The organism is Actinomadura rudentiformis (assembly GCF_008923185.1).
GTDB lineage: Bacteria > Actinomycetota > Actinomycetes > Streptosporangiales > Streptosporangiaceae > Spirillospora > Spirillospora rudentiformis.
On sequence record NZ_WBMT01000020.1, the window covers coordinates 94,274 to 113,943 of the forward strand.

The window sequence follows — 19,670 nt, forward strand, 5'->3', positions numbered from 1 at the left end:
GAGGGTCGGTCAGGGGCCGCGGACGAGGGTGACGGTCGAGCCGCGGGGCGCCTCGCCGCCGTTGGGAGTCTGGATCCGGACGATGTTGCCGGTGATCCCGACGACGCTGACCCGGAAGCCCGAGTTCTCCAGGGCCTGGCGGGCATCGTCGACGGTACGGCCCGTCACGTTGGGGACGGGGATCCTCTCGTCGTCGCCCCCGCCGCCGTCGCGGCAGAAGAAGTCGCCGAAGAGGCAGTCCTTCTTGTTGACGACGATCGTCACCGAGTCGCCCCTGGAGACGCCGGTGCCGGCCTCCGGGGTCTGGCTGAGGACCGTGTTGGGTGGCTTGTCGCCGTCCTCCTGCTTGTCGACGTTGACGTCCAGGCCCATCGAGCGCAGCTGGTTCTCGGCTTCTTCGGCGTTGCGGCCGACCAGCGGCGGCATGGACATGCCGGTGCTCACCACGATCTTGACCGGCTCGTCGGGGGAGTGGCGTTCGCCCGCCGCCGGGTCGGTGCGGACGACGTCGTCCTTTTCGACGGTGGTGCTCGACTCCTTCATGACGTCGCCCGGAGTGAAGCCCTTGTCCCGGAGGGTGTCCCGGGCCTCGTTGAGGGACTTGCCCTCCACGTTCGGCACATCCTTGGGGGTGCGGCCCTTGGACGGGGTGAGCGTGACCAGCGAGCCGCTGGAGACGCGCGCGCCGGCCGGCGGATCGGACTTGACGACCTGGCCCTTCTTGACCCGGTCGGAGAAGACCGCCGAGGCGATCTGCACCTGCAGCCCGTCGTCCTGGAGCTGCTGCTTGGCGGCGTTCAGCTCCATCCCGACGATCTTGTCGGGGACGTGGTCGTACTGGCCGGAGACCTGGTACCAGACCGCCCAGCCGAGGATCACGGCCGCGACCGCGCCGATCGCGATGAGCACGTACTTGCCGGTGATGGCGCCGATCGCCCGGTCGGCGGCGGTGCGCTCGGGCGGATAGGCCTCGTAGCCGGGCGGCGCGGTGTAGCCGGGGGGCGCGGTCGGTCCCGCGCCGAAGACGGCGGTGTGCCCCGAGACCGCCGGGCCCGACTCGAACACGGCCGTCTGGGAGTATGAGGCCGCCGCGACGCGCTCGTCGAAGTCACGCCGCAGGCCGCCGTGGACCTCGGCCGTGGCGGCCAGGAACTGGTTGGCGTCCTGGGGGCGCCGGGCGGGATCGTGCGAGGTGGCCCGGGTGACCAGCAGGTCGATCTCCGGCGTCAGCCCAGGCACCACCGTGGACGGCGCGGGCACGGTCTCGTTCACGTGCTTGTAGGCCACCGCGAGCGGCGAGTCGCCCTGGTGCGGCAGGAAACCGGTGATCAGCTCGAACAGCAGCACACCGGCCGCGTACACGTCCGAACGCACGTCGGCGCTGCCCTTGAGCACCTGCTCGGGTGCCAGGTAGCCGACGGTGCCGATGATGAGGCCGGTCTTGGTCATCTTGCTGGCCGACTCGGCCCGGGCCAGCCCGAAGTCGGCGACCTTGATCTGGCCGTCGTCGGTGATGAGCACGTTCTCGGGCTTGACGTCGCGGTGCACCAGCCCGCTGCGGTGCGCGGCGCCCAGCGCGGCCAGCACCGGCTGCATGATCTCCAGCGCCTCGCGCGGGCCGAGCCGTCCCCGCTCGTCCAGCAGGTCGCGCAGGGTCCGGCCGGGCACGTACTCCATCACCAGGAACACGTGCTCGCCGTCGGTCCGCTGGTCATAGACCGCGACCACGTTGGGGTGCGACAGGGCCGCGGCCGCCTTGGCCTCGCCGATGAAACGCCGGACGAAGTCCTCGTCCGACGCCAGGTGGGAGTGCATCACCTTCAGGGCGATCTCGCGGTCGAGCCGGATGTCCCGGGCCACGTAGACCGTGGCCATACCGCCACGGGCGACCCGCGACTCAATGCGGTAGCGCCCGTCGAGCACCTGCCCGACGAGTGGGTCTGCAACCGTCGCGTCCATCAGAGCGAGTTTAAAGGCGAAATCACGGTGTTCTCATCACTCGGGAGTATGAGCATGAATCACGCCAGAGGACTGGATTCCCCTGCGGCCTCCCCTAGGGTCGGCCCTATGGACGTCCCTCACCTTGAATTCACGCTGTCCCTCCTCCGTGAGTTGCCGGCCCGAGGGAACTTCGCATGGTCGCCCTACTCGGTGGCGTCGGCGCTCGGCGTGGCGTCCGCCGGCGCTAGGGGGCGGACGTACGACGAGTTGGCATCGGCCATCGCGCCGAACGGTGATCTGGGCGACGTCGCGGCGATGCTGGCGCGCTCTGCCCGGATCGACCTGCCGCATGGCGAGGGCGGGCCCGAGATGGCCGTGGCGAACGACTTGTGGATGCGGGAAGGGCTCGTCTTCGGCGAGGACTTCCAGAAGACCGTGCTCGGATGGCCAGGCGGCGCATTGCACACCGCCGACTTCGCGGGCGATCCCGACGGAGCGCGGCAGGAGATCAACCGTGACGTGGAACGGACGACGAGGGGGCTGATCAAGAATCTTCTCGCCGAGGGGACGATCCACCCGGAGGTGGCGGCCGTCATCGTCAACGCGCTCTTCATGAAGGTGGCGTGGCTGCACGTGTTCGAGCGGACGATCACCAAGCCCGCGCCGTTCCACGCCCCCTCAGGGACACGCCAGGTACCGACGATGCGGCAGTCGGAGCACTTCGGCTATACGGAGGGCCACGGCTGGCGTATGGCGACCCTTCCCACCGAGAGCGACGCCGTGGTCGACGTGCTGCTGCCAGACGGTGATCTGGCCGCCGCCGAACGCGCCGTGACCGCGGACGTGCTCGGCTCCTTGTACGCCGATGGCGGCCAAGCCAAACTCGACCTGGCTTTGCCCAGGTTCCGGATCGAGGGCTCGGCCGTCCTTAACGGGCCCCTCCAAGCCCTTGGCGTGAACGAGGCGTTCACGCGCGAGGCCGACTTCTCCGCGATCACCGAGGAGACGCGCATCTGGATCGACCAGGTGGTGCACAAGGCCGTCCTGACGGTCGACGAGCGGGGGTTCGAGGGCGCCGCCGCGACGGCGGTCGTCATGCGGACGGTCTCGTTCGACGTGAGCACTCCGGTGCCGTTCCTGGTGGACCGGCCGTTCCTCGTCATCGTCCGGCACCGGGAGACCGGTGCGATCTACTTCGTCGCGCGCGTCATCGAGCCCTGACGGACTCCGATTCGCGGTCGGCGGCGGGCTCGGGCTCCACGACGGGCGCGTGGGCGGCGGCCGGCTTCTTGCCGCCGCGTGACACGGCGACGCCCGCCAGGCAGAGCAGGCCGCCAAGGAGCGTCAGCCAGCCGGGGATCTCGCCGAGGAACAGCCACGACATGAGGACCACCAGGGCGGGGGCGGCGTAGGTGGTGGCGCCCATCTTGCCCGCGGAGGTCCGGGCCAGGGCGTAGGCCCAGGTGGTGAACGCCAAGGCGGTCGGGAAGACGCCCAGATAGATGACGTTCAGGGTGGCGGTCAGCGAGGCGTCGGGCACCTCGGAGATCAACTGGCCGGAGAACGGCAGGCAGGCGATCGTGCCGACGACGCAGCCGAACGTGGTGATCTGCACGGCCGAGCCGTGCCGGAGTGCGGGCTTCTGGCTCACGACCCCGGCCGCGTACGTCACGGCGGCGAGGAGGCACAGCCCGACGCCGAGGAGCGAGGACCGCCCGCCGTCGGACATCGACACGCCCACGACGGCGGCGCCGGCGAACGAGACCGCCATGCCGGCCAGCAGCCGCGGCGGGAAGCCCTCCTTGAGCAGCCAGCCGCCCAGGAGCGCGATCAGGATCGGGCCGACGTTGACCAGCAGGGCCGCGGTGCCCGCGTCCACCTCCTGCTCGCCCCAGTTCAGCGCGACCATGTAGAGGCCGAACCAGAGGAGCCCGGAGGCGAGGATCCCGGGCCAGGCGGCGCGCGACGGCCAGCCCTCACGACGCACCAGGCAGATGGCTCCCAGCGCGATCGAACCGGACAGGAGGCGCCCGAAGGCGAGGGCCCCTGGGCTGTAGTCGTGCCCGGCGCTGCGGATGGAGACGAACGCCGAGGCCCACAGCACCACGGTGACGGTGGCGGCCGCGATGGCCAGGCGTTCCGCGCGCGGCGAGGCCGCCTTCAACTGATCCATGCGCTGCACCTTAGGTAGGGGACACTTCCACGAACACCGAAGCGTGCCCGGTGGTTGCGGTGCTGGTGCGACCAGTTTTCTGGCGGGTGACCATTGAGGTCCAGTGAGTATTACTTCAACCCTGCCATTAGCGTTGCTTCACTCTGGACGGCTCATCCCCTCCCACGGCTCATCCCCTCCCACGGCGAGGACGCCTGGGCGTAGCGACGCATGGGGATGCGGCCCGCCAGCCGGGCGAGGCGGCCGGCCTCGACGGCGTGCCGCATCGCGGCGGCCATCGTGACGGGGGACTGGGCCCGGGTGACGGCGGTGGCGAGGAGGACGGCATCGCAGCCGAGCTCCATCGCCAGGGCTGCGTCGCTCGCCGTGCCGAGACCCGCGTCCAGGATGATCGGCACGTTCGCCCGTTCCACGATCAGCTCGATGTTGTGCGGGTTGCGGATGCCGAGGCCCGACCCGATCGGTGAGCCCAGCGGCATGACGGCGGCGCAGCCCAGCTGCTCCAGCCGGCGGGCGAGCACCGGGTCGTCGTTGGTGTAGGCCATCACCGTGAAGCCGTCGTCGACCAGCTGCTCGGCCGCCTCGACCAGCTCGATCGGGTCGGGGAGGAGCGTGTGCTCGTCCGCGATGACCTCCAGCTTGACCAGGTCGGTCTCCAGCGCCTCGCGGGCCAGCTTGGCGGTGAGCACGGCCTCGCCCGCCGTGAAGCATCCGGCGGTGTTGGGCAGCACCTCGATGCCGCACTCGCGCAGCACGTCCAGCACCGAGCCGCGCGCCGCCGGGTCGACCCGGCGCATCGCGACCGTGGTGAGCTCCGTGCCGGACGCGGTGAGCGCCTCCCGCAGCACCTGCATGCTCGGCGCCCCGCCCGTTCCCATGATCAGGCGGGAGCCGAACTCCTTGCCCCCGATGACCAGCCGGCCGCTCTCGTTCACTGCGCTCTCGTTCACTGCGGTTCCGCTCATGTCAGCCTCCCTGCACGGCGGTCAGGACTTCGAGCCGATCCGCGTCCCGTACCGTCGTCGCGTCCCACTCGGACCGGCGGACGACCTCGTCGTTGAGTGCCGCGGCCACCCCTGACGCGGCCGTGGTGACGGTGGCGACCACCTCGGCGACGCTTGCGCCCTCCGGCAGCTCGCGCGCCTCGCCGTTGACGATGACCTTCACGATGGGACCACCTCGAAACGATCCGGAGTGAACGGCGTGCCGACGTCCGGCACCGTGCCGTCCAGCAGCACGTCGGTGAGGATGTCGGCGCTGACCGGGGTGAGCAGGATGCCGTTGCGGAAGTGCCCGGTGCTGACGAAGAAGCCGGGCAGCGCGGTCGGCCCCATCACCGGCGCGTTGTCGGGCGAGCCGGGCCGCAGGCCGGCGGTGACCTCGGCGAACTCCAGCTCGGTGATGCCGGGCAGCAGCTCGCGGGCGTCGCGGAGCAGCTCCCACAGGCCGCCCGCGGTGACGCGCGTGTCGAAGCCCATCTCCTCCTGGGTGGCGCCGATCACGATCTCCCCGTCCGCCCGCGGCACGAGGTAGATCGACGAACCCTTGACCAGACCCCGGGTGGGCCGCCGCAGGAAGGGCACGCGGGTGCGGAGCCGGATCACCTGCCCCTTGACCGGCCGTACGGCCGGCACGATCCCGGCGGGCAGGCCTTCGATGTCGCCCGACCACGGCCCGGCGGCCAGCAGCACCTCGGCGGCCCGTACCTCCGAGCCGTCCTCCAGGCGCACGCCCACGGCCGTGTCGTTCTCGACGAGGACAGCGGTGGCGCGCTGCCGTACGAGCCGTACGCCGAGCTTCTCGCCTGCGGCACGCAGGGCCGGCGTGAGGCGCCGCGGGTCGATCGAGCCGTCTGCGGGCGCCAGCAGTCCGCCGCGCACGCCCGGCGCGAGCATCGGCTCGGCCTTGCGGCACTCGCGGCCGGTGAGCGCTTGAATGGGGATTCCCAGCGACTCCTGGAAACGCCGCAGATCATCGAGATAGCCGAGGTCGTCGGAGTCGAAGGCCACCTCGAGGATGCCGTCGGTGCGGTAGCCGGTGTCGTGGCCCGTCAGCTCCTCCAGCTCGGCGACGAACGACGCGTACCGCTCCCTGGAGGCCAGCCCGAGGCGCAGCAGCGGCTCCTCGCCGTACGTCAGCTCGCTGACCGGTGTCAGCATCCCGGCGGCGACGGAGGAGGCTCCGCTCGCCGGATCGGGGTCGACCAGGGTGACGGCGGCGCCGCGGGCGGCGGCACGCCACGCGGTGGCCAGGCCGATGACCCCGGCCCCAATGATCACAACATCCATTCGCGCTCCCTTCGCCGGCATGATCCGGATCAGGTCCTGGCGGTCGGCGGCCCGTGCGGCCGGTCGCCACTCCCCGTGGCGCCGCCGGCCTCAGCCGCCCTCTCAGCCCGGTCGAACCGGACTCCCGCGATCCCCTCCAGGGTACGTCTTCCTGCATGTACGCACATGTCTGGACACCCGTCCATTTGTCCTCGAGGTGCCCCGGCTAAGGTGTGCCTCCATGGACAGGGTGATCGTCGCAGGCGGCGGGCTGGCGGGCGTTCGGGCCGTGGAGGCCCTGCGGAGCAAGGGGTACGAGGGCGAGCTGACCCTCATCTCGGCCGAACGGCACAAGCCGTACGACCGGCCCCCGCTGTCGAAGGCGGTCCTCGCCGGGGAGGTCGACGACACCACCGTCGACGCCGACTGGGACGGGCTCCGCTGCGAACTGCTGCTCGGCGAGCGGGCCACGGCGCTGCGGCTGGACGCCGGACGCGGCGGGACCGTGGAGACCACGGCGGGCGACCGGCCGTTCGACGGGCTCGTCATCGCCACCGGCGCGACCCCGATCACTCTGCCCGGCGACGGGCCCCAGCACGTGCTGCGCACCCTCGACGACTCCCGCCGCCTGCGCGCCGGGCTGACCGCGGGCGCCCGCGTCGTCATCGTCGGCGCGGGCTGGATCGGTGCCGAGGTCGCGACCACCGCCGCGAAGAAGGGCTGCGAGGTCACCGTGATCGAGGCCGCGGACGCGCCGCTGGCGAACGCGGTCGGCCCGCAGGTGGGCGGCCTGACCGCGCGCTGGTACGCCGAGGCGGGGATCGACCTCCGTACCGGCGTCAAGGTGGCGGCCGTCGAACACGGACGGCTCCTCCTCGCCGACGGCGATCATGTGGCGGCCGACGAGATCGTCGTGGGGGTCGGCGTCCGGCCCGAGGTGGGCTGGCTGGCGGGTTCCGGGCTGGAGATCGAGGGCGGCGTCGTCACGGACGCGTCGCTGCGCACGGGCCGTCCCGAGATCGTCGCGGTCGGCGACTGTGCCGCCTGGTGGTCGGAACGGTACGGCCGGAGGCTGCTCGTCGAGCATTGGGACACGGCCCTCAACGCCCCCGACGTGGCCGCCGCCACCCTGCTCGGGCAGGAGGCGAGCTACGACGCGGCGCCGTACTTCTGGTCCGAGCAGTTCGGCAAGATGGTGCAGTACGCGGGGTACCACCCGGTGGCCGAACGCATGGTCTTCCGAGGTGATCCCGCGGCGGACAAATGGGCCGTGTGCTGGCTCACCGGCGACCGCCTGGACGCGATCTTGACCGTGGACAGGCCGCGTGACCTGGTGCAGGCCCGGCGGATCATCGCGGCCGGGACGCCGGTCGACCCCGAGGCCGTGGCCGACCCCGGAGTGCCCGTTCGCCAGGCGGTGAAAACCTGATGGTTTGACGGATCGGCGTGAGTGGTAGGCAGGTGGCGTGACGCAGATGCACGCAACCGTCGACAACGCTCTCGACCCGCAGACCGATGCCCTCGTAGGGGAGTGGCTCACCCTCACAGAGGCGACCGATCGTCTCGGCATCAAGGTCAACCGCACCAAGCAGCTTCTCAGCGAACGCAGGCTCCTGGCCGTGAGGCGGGAGGGGAGTCCTGCGATCCCCGCGGCGTTCATCAAGGACGGCCAGGTCATCAAGGGCCTGTCCGGCACGCTGACGCTGCTCTCCGACGCCGGATTCGACGACGTCGAGACGCTGCGGTGGTTGTTCACCGCGGACGACACGCTGCCGGGCACCCCGGTCGAGGCGCTCAGCGAGAACCGGGGCACCGAGGTGCGCAGGCGCGCTCAGGCGCTCGCGTTCTGACGGGCGCCGAAAAGACCCGGCCGCCGTTTCGCCCGAAATGCCCCAAAAATATGGAAGAAAGTCTGACGTGACAAGATTGCGGGGCCACGCGGGAGACGTCCGCGTGGCCCCGCGTCCACGTCCCGGAAAGGAACCGGCACGCACCGTGTCCAGGCACCTGCTCTCCGATCGCGCGGTCGCCCTGCGAGCCCGGCTCAGCCGCGCGCGCCTCTACCTCTGCACCGACGCCCGGGAGCAGCAGGGAGACCTGCCGGAGTTCCTCGACGCCGTCCTGGCGAACGGTGTGGACATCGTCCAGCTCCGCCAGAAGGGCCTGGAGGCGCGGCAGGAGATCGGATACCTGCGGGTCTTCCGGGCCGCCTGCGAGCGGCACGGCGCCCTGCTGGCGGTCAACGACCGCGCCGACATCGCGCAGACCGTGCACGCCGATGTGCTGCACCTGGGCCAGGACGACCTGCCCGTCCCGGCGGCCCGCGCCATGGTGGGCGAGGACATCCTGATCGGCCGTTCCACCCACTCCGGCGAGCAGGCCACGGCGGCCGCCGTGGAGCCGGGCGTCGACTACTTCTGTGCCGGGCCGGTCTGGCCGACCCCGACCAAGCCCGGCCGCGAGGCGCCGGGGCCCAAGCTGCTGGAGTACGTGGCGGCGCAGCGGGAGGGGCGGCCCTGGTTCGCGATCGGCGGGATCGATCTCGGCAACCTCGACCAGGTGCTGGCCACCGGCGCGCGCCGCGTCGTGGTCGTCCGCGCGCTCACCGAGGCCGCCGACCCCGGCGCCGCGGCGGCCGAGTTCGCGCGGCGTCTCCCGCCCGTGGACTGAGCCGCCGCGTACTGATCCGTTCATCCGGACGATGGCCGGGGTTCTCCGAAACCAGGTCTCGGCATGCCTCAGAATGGATGCATGACCTTGGGACCCGACGACGACCGGCCGGTCGACCTGGCCGACGACGACCTGGAGATCCTGCCGGACCAGACGTCGGACGACACCGACACCGGCTGGGGCGAGTGGCGCGGCGGCGGGAACGACGACGACCGCCTGCTGGAGGACCGCCCGCCGCACTGGTGACCTGATGAACGGTGCGCTGGGCGCCCGTCCGGGTGCTAGAGCAGCACGACCCCGATGAGGAATCCCGCCGCCATCACCGCCGCGAGGGCCACCATCATCCGCCAGCGATAGGCGGGAATGCGCTTGGGCTTCGGCTTGGGCTTCGGCATCTCGTTGTCTCGCAGTGCCCGGACGATCTGCCCGGCCTTCGGGCGGGCGGCGGGGTTCTTGTCGAGGCAGCGGGCGACCAGATCGCGCAGCGGGCCGTCCAGATCACCCAGATCGGGCCTGCGCGTGGTGACGCGCCGCATGACCGCCGCGCTCGCCCCGGTGCCGAACGGAGGCCGTCCGGTGGCGGCGAACACCATCGTGGCGCCCCAGGAGAAGACGTCCGCCGGCGGCCCGACAGGCTCGTCCTCGATCTGCTCGGGCGCCATGTAGGCGGGCGTGCCGACCGGGCCGGTGGTGATCGGCGTCGCGTCCGGGATCCGGGCGATGCCGAAGTCGATGACCTTCGCGCCGTCCGGCCCGAGCAGCACGTTGCCGGGCTTGAAGTCGCGGTGCACGACGCCCGCCCGGTGGATGGCCGCCAGCGCGCCCGCCGTGCGCAGCGCCAGCCGCCGGAGCTGCGGCTCCGGCAGCGGGCCGTCCTCCTCGACGATGTACTGCAGCGACGGGCCCTCGACGTACTCGCTGACGATGTAGGGGCGGTCGCCGGTCACGTCGGCGTCCAGCATCCGGGCCGTGTGCCGGTTGGCCACCTGCAGGGCGGCCTCGGCCTCCTTGGCGAAGCGGCTGCGCGCCCGCTGGCCGGCGGCGGTGCCGCCGCGCAGCAGCTTGACGGTCACCAGGTCGCCGTCGTCGGCTCGGCCCAGGTAGACCACGCCCTGGCCGCCCTCGCCGAGGCGGCCGAGCAGCTCGTAGTCGCCGACGCGACGCGGATCGTCCGGCCCCAGCGGCCGGTCGGGGCGGGACGGACGCGGAAGCGTCCGCCCTTGAAGGGAATCTTGCGGCACTGGGGGCTCCGGCTCGGCGGGGGACGAGTGGTGGATTGCCTGATTGGGTCATTTGTACCGCGTGGGACCGACAGCCGCCCGTGTATCTCGGATCTTCCCTAGCAGGCACCTCCGCCCTGGGCGAAGCTGCTTGTCAGTGCGATGTCGCGCGAGGAGTTGCCGACCATGACCTTGTAGCAGCCCGCGGCGACCTTCCACGCGTTCGCCGAGTCGTTCCAATAGGCCAGGGAACGCGAGGTCAGCGGGAAGGTGACACGTGTGCTCGCGCCAGGTGCCAAGGAGACCTTCTGATAGCCCTTGAGCTGCCGAGGCGGCTGCGGGACGTCCACGCCAGGGGACGGCAAGCCGAGGTAGAGCTGCGGTACGGCGATGCCAGAGCGCGAGCCGGTGTTGGTCACGGTGACCTGGACGGCCGTCGGGCTCACGGAGAGGTCGCTGTAGCGGAAGCCGGTGTAGGAGAGGCCGTGCCCGAACGGGAAGCGCGGCGCGATCCCCTTGGCGTCGTAGTGCCGGTAGCCGACGAAGACTCCCTCGGAGAACGTCGCGGTCTTGTTCACGCCAGGGAACTGGGCAGGGTTGCCCGCAGTCGGTGCGTCACCTTCGCGAACGGGGAAGCTCACCGGGAGCCGGCCGCCGGGATCGACGTCCCCGTAGAGGACGCGGGCGATCGCGTCACCGCCCTGCTGCCCGGGGTACCAGGCCTCGATGATGCCCTTGACCTGGTCCGCCCACGGGGCCGTCACGGGACCGCCGGTCTCCAGCACGACGATGGTGTTGGGATTGGCCCTGGCGACCTCGGAGATCAGCGCGTCGTGGTCGCGGGCGAACAGGCCGCTGCAGGCCAGCGTCAGGCAGGACTTGTCGAAGAACTCGCCCTGGCCGTCGGCGGCGAAGACGATCGCGACCTCGGCCTCCCTGGCGGCCGCGGCGGCCCGGCCCCGGTCCCCGCCGTCGTGGTAGGTGACCTTGGTGCCCGTCCCGGCCCGCCGCGTGATGCCCTGGCGCGGGGTGACGCCGCCGAACGGCTGCACCTGCGCCGAGCCGAAGCCGCTGGGGTTCTCGCCGGCGGCCTTGCCGATCAGCGCGACCGACCTGGGAGCCTTCAGCGGCAGCGTGCCGCCGGTGTTCTTGAGCAGGGTGATCCCGGCCTCGGCGACCTGCCGTGCGGCGGTCTCGCTCGCGGTCCGGTCGATCCTGGTGAGGTCGTTGGGGTACGCGGCGCGGTCGAAGACCCCGAACGCGAACATCGTGCGGAGGATGTTGCGGGCGGCGCCGTCGATCCTGGCCTGCGAGACCTTCTTCTGGCCGATCGCCGACTTGAGGTTCCAGGCGTTGAACCTGAGCCCGATCGGCAGCTCCATGTCGAGGCCGCCGTTGGCCGCGGTCACGGCGTCGTGGGCGGCCGTGTGGTCCGACGGGACGAATCCCTTGAAGCCCCACTCGGCGCGCAGGATCTTGTTGAGGACCGACCCGTCCTCGCAGGCCCACCGCCCGTTCAACTGGCCGAACCCGCACATCACGGTGCCGGCCCTGCCCTCCTTCACGGCCGCCTCGAACGGCGGCAGGTAGATCTCGCGGAGCGTGCGCTGCGCGACCTTCATGTTCAGCCTGAGGCGGTCGGTCTCCTGGGTGTAGACGGCCAGGTGCTTGACCGAGGCCGCCACGCCCTGCTCCTGCGCGCCGCGGACCCAGGACGCGGCGGTCGACGCGGAGAGGTACGGGTCCTCGCCGAAGGCCTCGAAGGTGCGCCCGTTCCACGGCGTCCGCAGGACGTCCACCGTCGGGCCGAAGATCACATCGTTGCCGCGGTGCCTGGCCTCCCACCCCACCGTGGCGCCGTACCGCCGGGCCGCGCCGGGGTCGAAACCGGCGGCGACGGCGATCGGCGCGGGCAGCTGCGTGGCCTTGCCCTGGCGTACCCCGGCCGGGCCGTCGGCCATGTAGAGCGGCGGTATGCCCAGCCGGGGGATCCCGGCGTTGGTGTCGGCGTGCGCGTTCTCGCTGAACCCGCCGAGCGGCCCGCCCATCGGGTCGTCCGAGGCCATCAGCGCGATCTTCTCGTCCACCGTCATCCTGGCCAGCAGCAACCCGGCGCGCTGGTCGGGACCGAGCGAGGTGTCACACCAGGGGCGTTGCCGGGGGTCGCCGCACCGTCCGGCCGCTTCCGCCGGAGAGGGCACGGCCACCATGGCGAGGACGGAGGCCAGCGTGCCTGCCGCGGCGACGAATCTTCTGGCGGAACCCATCAGCCGCCCTCTCCCGGCTCCTCGTGCTTCTCAGGCTGGACGCGCAGGGAGTTCAGCGTGAACGCCAGCAGGTGGTAGTGCCCGATGAGCATCACGAGCTCGATCAGCTCGCGTTCGCCGAACCGTCCTGCCAGCTCGGCCCACGTGGCGTCGCTCACAGTGCCGCGTGCGTGGAGGTCGTCGGCGGCCGCCAGCACCATGCGGTCGTCCGCACTCCAGCTGTGGCCGTCGAGGTCGAGCCGCAGCGCGGCGATCTCCGCCTCGGTGAGCCCCGCCTCCAGGCCCAGCCGGTGGTGATGGTGCCACTCGTACGAGCAGGACCGGTGGTGGGCGGTGCGCAGGATGGCCAGCTCGCGGTCGCGCGCGCTCAGCGTGCCCTTCAGGAGCAACATCGAGCCGAAGCCGATCCACGACTCGAACAAGGCGGGGTGGCGGCCCAGCGTGGTGAAGATGTTGAGCGGGCCGGTCGTCTCGGCCACGACCTTGAGCAGGTCGCTCCATTCGTCCTGGGGGAGCGGGCTGATCCGGGGCGTCTCGGCAGGCATGGCGACATTTCTGCCACCAAATGGTGTAACAGTGCTACCCCGAGCGGCCGAAGTGGCCACATCGTGTCATTTTCCGACCGGGTGTGAACCCGGTCAGACGCGGCGGGCGGTGGCGGCGATCGTGAGCTCGCCCAGGGCCTGCCGGGCCTCGCCGGTCAGCGGGGCGGCGTCCAGCGCGGCCGCGGCCTCCGCCGCGTACCGGTCGATCATGGCCTCGCAGGCGGCCAGGCCGCCCGTCTCCTCGATGATCGCGCGCAGCCCGGCCACCCCGGCGGCGTCCAGCGCGGGATCGCCCAGCCGCCGCCGGACCACCGCGGCCGCCGCGGGGTCCGCCCGTTCGAGGGTCAGCGCCATCAGCACCGTCCGCTTGCCCTCACGAAGATCGTCGCCGGCCGGTTTGCCGGTCTCGGCCGGATCGCCGAACACTCCGAGCACGTCGTCGCGGAGCTGGAACGCGATGCCCAGCGGCCGCCCGTACGCGCTCAGCGCCTCGATGACCTCGTCGGACGCTCCGGCCAGCGCCGCGCCCATGTGCAGCGGCCGCTCGATGGTGTACTTCGCGCTCTTGTACTCCACCACCCGCAGCGCCGTCTCGACCGTGCCGGTGTCGCGCGTGCCCTCCAGCATGTCGAGGTACTGCCCGGCCATGACCTCGGTGCGCATCAGGTCATAGAAGGCACGACCCCGGCGCAGGCGGTCGGGGTCCAGCGCACTCGACTCGTACATCTCGCCGGACCATGCGAGACACAGATCACCCAGCAGGATCGCGGCGCCCGCGCCGAACGGCACGGCCGCGCCAGGCCAGCCCTGCTCCTGGTGCATGGCCTCGAACCGGCGGTGCGCGGACGGCTGGCCTCGGCGGGTGTCGCTGGAGTCCATGACATCGTCGTGGATCAGTGCGCTGGCCTGTAGCAGCTCCAGGGACGCGGCGGCGTTCACGATGCCGGGCGACTCGCCCTCGCCGGCGCCGCGCCAGCCCCAGTAGCAGAAGGCCGGGCGCAGCCGCTTGCCGCCGGCCAGCAGCGCGTCGAGCGCCGACAACATGGGGCCCAGCTCGTCGCTGATGGCCAGGAGGCCAGGACGCTGCCGGTCGACGAAGGCCAGGAGGGCCTCATCGACCTCTTTGCGTATGAGCCGGGTGGACATGTCCGTGATCGTATCCATCTGGCCACCGCCCGCGACGCGGGGGGCCGCCGGGGCTCCACTAGTCTGGGGGGATGCGACATGGACGCCCCGACCGAGCACCGACCATCCGCGAACTGCTCGCGCAGGGCGGGCGGTCCTTCTCGTTCGAGTTCTTCCCGCCCAAGACCGACAAGGGCGTCCGGAGCCTCTGGCGCACGATCCGCGAGCTGGAGTCGCTGCACCCGACGTTCGTCTCGGTGACGTACGGGGCGGGCGGCGGCACCCGCGACACCACCGTCGACATCGTCGAGCGGATCGCCACCGACACCACCCTGACCCCGGTGGCCCACTTCACCGCGGTCAACCACTCCCAGGCCGAGCTGCGCAACCTCATCGGCCGGTTCGCCGCCGTGGGCGTGCGCAACATCCTGGCCCTGCGCGGCGACCCGCCGGGCGACCCCATGGGTGAGTGGATCAAGCACCCCGAGGGCGTCGAGTACGCGGCCGAGCTGGTCAAGATGATCCGTTCGTACGGCGACTTCTGCGTCGGCGTCGCGGCGTTCCCCTACAAGCATCCCAGGTCGCGCGACATCGAGAGCGACACCCGCTACTTCGTGGAGAAGTGCCGGGCGGGCGCCGATTACGCGATCACGCAGATGTTCTTCCGCGCCGAGGACTACTTCCGGCTGCGCGACCGGGTCGCGGCGCACGGCTGTGACGTGCCGATCCTGCCGGGCATCATGCCGGTGACGCAGATGAGCACGATCGAACGGTCCGAGCAGCTGTCCGGTGCGCCGTTCCCCCCGGAGGTGCGGGCCCGCTTCGAGGCCGTCGCCGACGACCCGGAGGCCGTCCGGCGGCTGGGCATCGAGCACGCCGCCGAGGTCTGCCGGGAGCTGCTGGAGCAGGACGCCCCCGGCATCCACTTCATCACGTTCAACAAGTCGACGGCGACCCGCGAGGTCTACGGGCTGCTCGGCGCCGCCGCGTACGGGGCCAGCGGGAACGCGGCCCCCATGACCGCGTAGCGCGGCCCGCCGCCGGGGAACTCGAAGTCGGTGAGCAGATCGACCATGCCCACCGACCGGTAGAGGCGCCGCGCGGGCGAGTCGGGCCTGCGGTCCAGCGTCGACAGCACCACGGTCCGCTCCCGGCGCCCCTCGCAGAGCGAGGTCAGCAGCGCCCGGCCGAGGCCCTGGCCCTGATGCTCGGGATGGACGTGCAGCTCCGCGACCTCGAACGGGTCGTCGAGCCACTCCGCCGCGTGATCCGGGCCGCCGAGGTCGGTGAGGGCCTGATGGACCACGTCGTGCCACCACTGCCCGCGCGCCCCGTGGAAGCCGTACGCGAAGCCGGTGACCTCGGTCGGGGCGAGGAACGATCCACGCCGTTCGGCCACGAAGGCCCGGAACCCGGGATACGCGGCGTGCCGTTCCATGATCGTGTGCCGCCCCGGCAGCTGCTCGGCCGGCGGCCGCATCGCGGCCGCGTAGACCCCGAGGATCGGGTTCAGGCGGCGCAGGAAGGCCCGCTCGTCGATCTCGCGCAGCTTAGGCTCCCTCACGGATCAGAAGGGTAGACCTCCACCAGCCCCCACCCACCCCCCATTACATCGACAAGCCCGCTTGGCCTCTTGATCGACCTCTCCCGCTGGCTGCTCAGATGCGGGTGATGACCCGTTGGGTGGCGGACAGGCGGTCGTAGATGTCCCAGAGGATGCGGTCGGCGGCCTTCTGCAGGTGGCCGCGCCGCGCGTCGAGCTGGCCTCCCCACTCCCGGGCCTCCGGCCCGAGCCACGCGTCCGTGCCGCGCAGGGTCTTCAGTGCCGGGTCGAGGGCCTTGCGGAGCTGCCCGATGCTGCCGTAGGCGTCGACGTACGACTGGTAGAGCTGCCGGTAGAGGGGGTTGGGCTGTTCGGTGGGCGGCAGGCTCACCGCCGCCGCCTCGTCCAGAGGCGGCGGGAGGCTGCCAGGGGGCGGCGGAGCGGCCATCCGGACCTCACTATGCCGATCGGGTACGGGGGTGCAGGCCGAGCTTGCCCATGGCCTCGCGGGTCTTCTGGGTCACGTCGGCGCCGGTGAGGAGCTGCACGACCAGCGGGCGGTCACCCGTGCGGTCCGCCTCCGCCAGCAGCGCCCGCAACCACTTGACGTCCATCGTCATGTGATGGCTGGCCATGCCCAGCGCCTCCTGGATCGCTTTGAGCTTCGCCTTGTCGCCGTTCGCCGCCTCGATCAAGCCGGCCACCCCGGCCGGGCCGAGCCGCTCGTACAGCTTCTCGGTGTAGTCGGGGTCGTCGGAGTTGGCCTTGAGGTGCTTCCAGACCGAGTCCGGGACCGGCCTGCGGTCCTGGAGGGCGGCGGCCACCGAAAGCGCGTCGGCCTTGGCGGCCTTGAGGGCCGCCTGCCGGTTCGGGAAGCCGCCGAGGTCGCCCGCTCCCCGGGGGACGGTGTTCTTGCGGCGCGGCGGAGGGACCGGCGCGGGCGTGCCACCGCCTCCGGGCGTGCCGGGGTCGGGCGTACCCGTGCCGGGCGACGGCGGCGCCGGCGGCGTGTCCACACCGCCGCCCTGGTCCGGATGCGTGATCGCGTAGTTGTAGCGGCGGGTCAGCATGCCCAGCTGGTCGGCGGCCCACTGCGCGACCTGGTCGGCCTGGCGGTACCCGGCCGCGGACACGCCGGGGGGCGGCCGGTGCCCGTTCAGCCAGCTCTTGATCGCGTTGTCGGCGTCCTTGACCTGCTTGATGAGCTGGTTGAGCGCCGCAGGGTCGATCCCCCGGAAGTCCGAGTGGCGCGCGCCCGGGCCGGTGCGCATCTCCGCGGTCATCGCCCCTCCCAACCAGCGTCGGTTCCCCAGAATCACACCGACATCACGCGCTGTCGAGTGCCTTGCGGACCGATTCGGGGTCGCGGGCCACCACGGCGAGGCCGCCGGTCAGCACGATCGGACGCTGGATGAGCACCGGGTCGGCGACCATGATCTCGATCCATCGCGCCCGGTCGTGTTCGAGGTCCCGCAGGCCCAGTTCCTTGGCGACCGGCTCGGTCAGCCGCGCCACCTCCCACGGCTCCGCGCCGATCCGGTCGAGGACCGCCGCGAACTCCTCCGCCGTCGGCGGCTCGTCCAGGTACCGGCGCTCGACGTACTCGACGCCCGCCTCGTCCAGCGCGGCCTTGGCGGTACGGCTCTTCGAGCAGCGCGGGTTGTGCCAGATCTCGGTGCTCACGTGGTCAGTCTCCCACGTCCGCGGGGTCGCCCCCGGTGATGCGCAGCAGCTCGTCGAACGAGGTCGGGAAGACGGTGTGCGGGTGCCCGCCCGCCGCCCAGACCTGGTCGTACTTCTGCAGCCAGACGTCCACGAGCGTACGGACCGGCGCGGGGTGGCCCACGGGCGCGACGCCGCCGATCGGCTGCCCCGTGGCCTCCCGGACGAACTCGGGCGTCGCCCGCTTGACCTTCTCCGCCCCGATCAGCGCGGCGATCCTGGCCGTGTCGACCCGGTGCGCGCCGCTCGTCAGCACCAGCAGCGGTGCCCCGTCCGCGTTGAAGATCAGGCTGTTGGCGATGGCTCCGATCTCACAACCCAGCTGGTCTGCGGCGGCCTGCGCGGTGGGGGCGGACTCGGGGAGTTCGATGACCTCGCCTGCCGCCCCGCTCGCGCGCAGGGCCGAGGTCACACGTTCGGCGTTGGGATGCATGGCCAGCACTTTAGGGTGTCCGAACCTCACCGCCGCATCGTGCATCCAAGGGGACGCATGGGGCATGGGCTGAGTGAGGGAGACCGATGAACGTGCGAACCATCATGATCGCCGGGGTGATCGTGCTGGCGGGCTGTTCCGCCGACGGGTCGACCACCGGCGCCCCCGCGCCGACCACCCCCGCCCCGACCGGCCCCACGCAGAGCAGCCCTGCGCCGACCACGAAAGCCCCACCCCAGCACCCCAAGCTGAAGCCGGGCGCCAAGGGGGCCGCCGTCCGCGAGCTGCAGCAGCGCCTGAAAGAACTCGACTACGACCCGGGCCGGGTGGACGGCAGGTACGGGATAGGCACGCAGATGGCCGTCTGGGCGTTCCAGAAGGTCAACCGGCTCAAGGTGAGCAGCACCGTGGGCAAGAGATTCTGGGCCGCCCTGGACGCTCCCAAGACGCCTCAGCCCATGGCCAAGCGCCGTGAGGCCGACCGCGTGGACGTCGACCTGCGCCGCCAGTACCTGGTCGTCTACAAGGACGGCAAGCCCGCCCTCATCACGCACATCTCTTCTGGCTCCGGCGAGTACTACTGCGCCAAGGACCGCGGCGCCACCGTCGCGCGATGCCGTTACGCCACCACCAGCACCGGCGACTTCCGGACCGGCCGGCGCGCCTCCGGCTGGGAGATCTCGCCGCTCGGACGGCTCTACAACCCGATCTACTTCAACGGCGGCATCGCCTTCCACGGCGCCCTCGACGTGCCCCGCTACCCGGCCTCGCACGGCTGCGTGCGGATGCCCATGCATGTCGCCGAGTACTTCCCGAAGCTGGTCGGGACGGACGTCCCCGTCCACCTCCGCCGCCCGCGATGACGAATTGTCCGACCCTCCTGTTCTACTGAACTCGTGCCGCTGACCAGTGCAATCGTGCAGGTCGGCGACACCCGTTCGAACGCATTGACGAATCGCCGTCAGGGCGATTTACTGTGAGTGCGTCGAACTTATGTTCGACGTGGTGCGGGACTCGCGGCCCGCGCCAGGGCGACGTCCCCGTGGAGGTTGTCCACGGGACGGACGGTCGGGCGGAGTGAGGGGAAGCTCTCCGCCCGACCGGCCCGAGCCGGAAGGAGACAGGCATGTCCGCAACGATGACCGCCCACGGCGTTCACTCGTCCGCCCAGATCAGCCAGCCACCGGGCCCTCGCCCCCGACCGCTTCCTGCCCCCAGGCCCGCGCACACCGCCGTCGGGCAGCTCCAGGCCGCCAGGATGGGCCTGGCCGAAGCGGCCGAGGCGACCTCGGCCGCCGTCCGCTACGTCTGCGCCCACCTTGCCGCCCTGCGTGCCGCCGCGGCCGTCCTGGCGTCCAAGGAACCCCTGGAGACCCACCGCCGCGGTCGCCCCCGCAGCGTCTGGGTCCTCCTGCCCGAGGCCGACCCGGCACTCCGTGAATGGGCTGCCTTCTTCGCCGCCGGCGCCGACAAGCGCGCCGCCGCCGAAGCGGGCCTCCCCAGAGCGGTCACGCCGCGCGAGGCCGACGAACTCCTGCACGACGCCGAGATCTTCGTGTCCCTGGTCGAAGACTCCCTCGGCATCCCCAGCCAGCCGACGCTGCCGATTCCTGACACCTGGGCGAGCTAGGTGCCACGGGAGAAGTGTGGTCGGCGACCTTTGGTCGCCTTCCCACTTCCGTCCCTGGTGCTGGCCCAGGGGGGCGACCCCCTGGGACCCCCGGTGTGGGGGCGCGCCCCCACACCCCCACCTCTTCCGGGGTT

At 71.6% G+C, this 19,670-nt stretch carries 22 protein-coding genes; 8 read left to right on the forward strand and 14 right to left on the reverse strand.

The annotated features are described in order from the left end of the window. Positions 1 to 9 precede the first annotated feature (9 nt). The gene (pknB, locus tag F8566_RS36075) at positions 10 to 1,959 is read right to left on the reverse strand and encodes a Stk1 family PASTA domain-containing Ser/Thr kinase (RefSeq protein WP_151566362.1); all 1,950 of its coding nucleotides are present in this window, start codon (positions 1,957 to 1,959) and stop codon (positions 10 to 12) included. A 108-nt stretch (positions 1,960 to 2,067) separates the two neighbouring features. On the opposite strand from pknB, the gene F8566_RS36080 reads away from it, so the two are divergent. Further along, a complete protein-coding gene (locus tag F8566_RS36080) occupies positions 2,068 to 3,162 on the forward strand; it encodes a serpin family protein (protein ID WP_192810038.1) in 1,095 nt (364 codons plus the stop codon). On the opposite strand, the gene F8566_RS36085 is transcribed toward F8566_RS36080, so the two are convergent. The 4 genes from F8566_RS36085 to thiO form a co-directional block, all read right to left on the reverse strand. Then, positions 3,149 to 4,114 carry a DMT family transporter gene (locus tag F8566_RS36085; protein WP_151566364.1) on the reverse strand — a complete coding sequence of 322 codons (966 nt, stop codon included), beginning with the start codon at positions 4,112 to 4,114 and terminating at the stop codon, positions 3,149 to 3,151. The two genes, F8566_RS36080 and F8566_RS36085, sit on opposite strands and share 14 nt — an antisense overlap. Before the next feature lie 152 nt (positions 4,115 to 4,266). Beyond that, on the reverse strand, positions 4,267 to 5,079 hold the full coding sequence (locus F8566_RS36090) for a thiazole synthase (RefSeq protein WP_151566365.1): 813 nt from the start codon (positions 5,077 to 5,079) through the stop codon (positions 4,267 to 4,269). Between the two features lies 1 nt (position 5,080). Next, the gene (gene thiS / locus F8566_RS36095) at positions 5,081 to 5,281 is read right to left on the reverse strand and encodes a sulfur carrier protein ThiS (RefSeq protein ID WP_151566366.1); all 201 of its coding nucleotides are present in this window, start codon (positions 5,279 to 5,281) and stop codon (positions 5,081 to 5,083) included. Beyond that, entirely contained in the window at positions 5,278 to 6,402 is a 1,125-nt protein-coding gene (gene thiO, locus F8566_RS36100) for a glycine oxidase ThiO (RefSeq protein WP_151566367.1), read from the reverse strand. The genes thiS and thiO overlap by 4 nt, the downstream gene beginning before the upstream one ends. Before the next feature lie 220 nt (positions 6,403 to 6,622). On the opposite strand from thiO, the gene F8566_RS36105 reads away from it, so the two are divergent. The 4 genes from F8566_RS36105 to F8566_RS50355 all read left to right on the forward strand — a co-directional run bounded on the left by F8566_RS36105 (position 6,623) and on the right by F8566_RS50355 (position 9,297). After that, positions 6,623 to 7,810, forward strand: a complete 1,188-nt coding sequence (locus F8566_RS36105) for an NAD(P)/FAD-dependent oxidoreductase (RefSeq protein WP_151566368.1) — start codon at positions 6,623 to 6,625, stop codon at positions 7,808 to 7,810. A 46-nt stretch (positions 7,811 to 7,856) separates the two neighbouring features. Next, positions 7,857 to 8,231, forward strand: coding sequence for an Rv2175c family DNA-binding protein (locus F8566_RS36110; RefSeq protein WP_151566572.1), 375 nt, complete (start codon positions 7,857 to 7,859; stop codon positions 8,229 to 8,231). Positions 8,232 to 8,376: 145 nt separating this feature from the next. Beyond that, complete coding sequence (gene thiE, locus F8566_RS36115) at positions 8,377 to 9,051, forward strand: thiamine phosphate synthase (protein WP_225993817.1); 675 nt, start codon at positions 8,377 to 8,379, stop codon at positions 9,049 to 9,051. A gap of 81 nt (positions 9,052 to 9,132) precedes the next feature. Then, positions 9,133 to 9,297, forward strand: a complete 165-nt coding sequence (locus F8566_RS50355; protein ID WP_192810039.1) for a hypothetical protein — start codon at positions 9,133 to 9,135, stop codon at positions 9,295 to 9,297. 35 nt (positions 9,298 to 9,332) lie between these two features. Here F8566_RS50355 and F8566_RS36120 read toward each other — a convergent pair whose 3' ends face one another. The 4 genes from F8566_RS36120 to F8566_RS36135 all read right to left on the reverse strand — a co-directional run bounded on the left by F8566_RS36120 (position 9,333) and on the right by F8566_RS36135 (position 14,229). Further along, on the reverse strand, positions 9,333 to 10,292 hold the full coding sequence (locus F8566_RS36120) for a serine/threonine-protein kinase (protein WP_151566370.1): 960 nt from the start codon (positions 10,290 to 10,292) through the stop codon (positions 9,333 to 9,335). 98 nt (positions 10,293 to 10,390) lie between these two features. Continuing rightward, entirely contained in the window at positions 10,391 to 12,538 is a 2,148-nt protein-coding gene (locus F8566_RS36125; protein ID WP_151566371.1) for a beta-glucosidase family protein, read from the reverse strand. Continuing rightward, positions 12,538 to 13,083 (reverse strand): carboxymuconolactone decarboxylase family protein, encoded by a 546-nt coding sequence (locus tag F8566_RS36130; protein WP_151566372.1) that lies wholly within the window; start codon positions 13,081 to 13,083, stop codon positions 12,538 to 12,540. The genes F8566_RS36125 and F8566_RS36130 overlap by 1 nt, the downstream gene beginning before the upstream one ends. Before the next feature lie 93 nt (positions 13,084 to 13,176). Then, positions 13,177 to 14,229, reverse strand: a complete 1,053-nt coding sequence (locus F8566_RS36135; protein WP_151566373.1) for a polyprenyl synthetase family protein — start codon at positions 14,227 to 14,229, stop codon at positions 13,177 to 13,179. Positions 14,230 to 14,300: 71 nt separating this feature from the next. Between F8566_RS36135 and metF the strand changes: the two genes are divergently transcribed. Further along, positions 14,301 to 15,236, forward strand: coding sequence for a methylenetetrahydrofolate reductase [NAD(P)H] (metF, locus tag F8566_RS36140; protein WP_151566374.1), 936 nt, complete (start codon positions 14,301 to 14,303; stop codon positions 15,234 to 15,236). On the opposite strand, the gene F8566_RS36145 is transcribed toward metF, so the two are convergent. From F8566_RS36145 to F8566_RS36165, 5 genes are all read right to left on the reverse strand, one after another. Continuing rightward, entirely contained in the window at positions 15,173 to 15,772 is a 600-nt protein-coding gene (locus F8566_RS36145; protein ID WP_225993818.1) for a GNAT family N-acetyltransferase, read from the reverse strand. The two genes, metF and F8566_RS36145, sit on opposite strands and share 64 nt — an antisense overlap. 94 nt (positions 15,773 to 15,866) lie before the next feature. Beyond that, positions 15,867 to 16,199 carry a hypothetical protein gene (locus tag F8566_RS36150; protein WP_151566375.1) on the reverse strand — a complete coding sequence of 111 codons (333 nt, stop codon included), beginning with the start codon at positions 16,197 to 16,199 and terminating at the stop codon, positions 15,867 to 15,869. A gap of 10 nt (positions 16,200 to 16,209) precedes the next feature. Next, a complete protein-coding gene (locus F8566_RS36155) occupies positions 16,210 to 17,034 on the reverse strand; it encodes a hypothetical protein (protein WP_151566376.1) in 825 nt (274 codons plus the stop codon). 43 nt (positions 17,035 to 17,077) lie between these two features. Then, complete coding sequence (locus F8566_RS36160) at positions 17,078 to 17,434, reverse strand: arsenate reductase family protein (RefSeq protein WP_151566377.1); 357 nt, start codon at positions 17,432 to 17,434, stop codon at positions 17,078 to 17,080. A 4-nt stretch (positions 17,435 to 17,438) separates the two neighbouring features. Continuing rightward, complete coding sequence (locus F8566_RS36165; RefSeq protein WP_151566576.1) at positions 17,439 to 17,906, reverse strand: YbaK/EbsC family protein; 468 nt, start codon at positions 17,904 to 17,906, stop codon at positions 17,439 to 17,441. A gap of 86 nt (positions 17,907 to 17,992) precedes the next feature. Between F8566_RS36165 and F8566_RS36170 the strand changes: the two genes are divergently transcribed. Together F8566_RS36170 and F8566_RS36175 are read left to right on the forward strand one after the other, a co-directional pair. Continuing rightward, positions 17,993 to 18,769 (forward strand): L,D-transpeptidase family protein, encoded by a 777-nt coding sequence (locus tag F8566_RS36170; RefSeq protein ID WP_151566378.1) that lies wholly within the window; start codon positions 17,993 to 17,995, stop codon positions 18,767 to 18,769. 263 nt (positions 18,770 to 19,032) lie between these two features. Continuing rightward, entirely contained in the window at positions 19,033 to 19,536 is a 504-nt protein-coding gene (locus tag F8566_RS36175) for an SAV_6107 family HEPN domain-containing protein (RefSeq protein WP_225993819.1), read from the forward strand. Positions 19,537 to 19,670 lie beyond the last annotated feature (134 nt).

Bases quoted from the DNA above. Each gene is read 5' to 3' on its own strand.
- pknB (WP_151566362.1), bottom strand. From the start codon at position 1,959: ATGGACGCGACGGTTGCAGACCCACTCGTCGGGCAGGTGCTCGACGGG.
- F8566_RS36080 (WP_192810038.1), top strand. From the start codon at position 2,068: ATGGACGTCCCTCACCTTGAATTCACGCTGTCCCTCCTCCGTGAGTTG.
- F8566_RS36085 (WP_151566364.1), bottom strand. From the start codon at position 4,114: ATGGATCAGTTGAAGGCGGCCTCGCCGCGCGCGGAACGCCTGGCCATC.
- F8566_RS36090 (WP_151566365.1), bottom strand. From the start codon at position 5,079: ATGAGCGGAACCGCAGTGAACGAGAGCGCAGTGAACGAGAGCGGCCGG.
- thiO (WP_151566367.1), bottom strand. From the start codon at position 6,402: ATGGATGTTGTGATCATTGGGGCCGGGGTCATCGGCCTGGCCACCGCG.
- F8566_RS36105 (WP_151566368.1), top strand. From the start codon at position 6,623: ATGGACAGGGTGATCGTCGCAGGCGGCGGGCTGGCGGGCGTTCGGGCC.
- F8566_RS36110 (WP_151566572.1), top strand. From the start codon at position 7,857: ATGCACGCAACCGTCGACAACGCTCTCGACCCGCAGACCGATGCCCTC.
- F8566_RS50355 (WP_192810039.1), top strand. From the start codon at position 9,133: ATGACCTTGGGACCCGACGACGACCGGCCGGTCGACCTGGCCGACGAC.
- F8566_RS36125 (WP_151566371.1), bottom strand. From the start codon at position 12,538: ATGGGTTCCGCCAGAAGATTCGTCGCCGCGGCAGGCACGCTGGCCTCC.
- F8566_RS36130 (WP_151566372.1), bottom strand. From the start codon at position 13,083: ATGCCTGCCGAGACGCCCCGGATCAGCCCGCTCCCCCAGGACGAATGG.
- F8566_RS36135 (WP_151566373.1), bottom strand. From the start codon at position 14,229: ATGTCCACCCGGCTCATACGCAAAGAGGTCGATGAGGCCCTCCTGGCC.
- metF (WP_151566374.1), top strand. From the start codon at position 14,301: ATGCGACATGGACGCCCCGACCGAGCACCGACCATCCGCGAACTGCTC.
- F8566_RS36150 (WP_151566375.1), bottom strand. From the start codon at position 16,199: ATGGCCGCTCCGCCGCCCCCTGGCAGCCTCCCGCCGCCTCTGGACGAG.
- F8566_RS36155 (WP_151566376.1), bottom strand. From the start codon at position 17,034: ATGACCGCGGAGATGCGCACCGGCCCGGGCGCGCGCCACTCGGACTTC.
- F8566_RS36165 (WP_151566576.1), bottom strand. From the start codon at position 17,906: ATGCATCCCAACGCCGAACGTGTGACCTCGGCCCTGCGCGCGAGCGGG.
- F8566_RS36170 (WP_151566378.1), top strand. From the start codon at position 17,993: ATGAACGTGCGAACCATCATGATCGCCGGGGTGATCGTGCTGGCGGGC.
- F8566_RS36175 (WP_225993819.1), top strand. From the start codon at position 19,033: ATGTCCGCAACGATGACCGCCCACGGCGTTCACTCGTCCGCCCAGATC.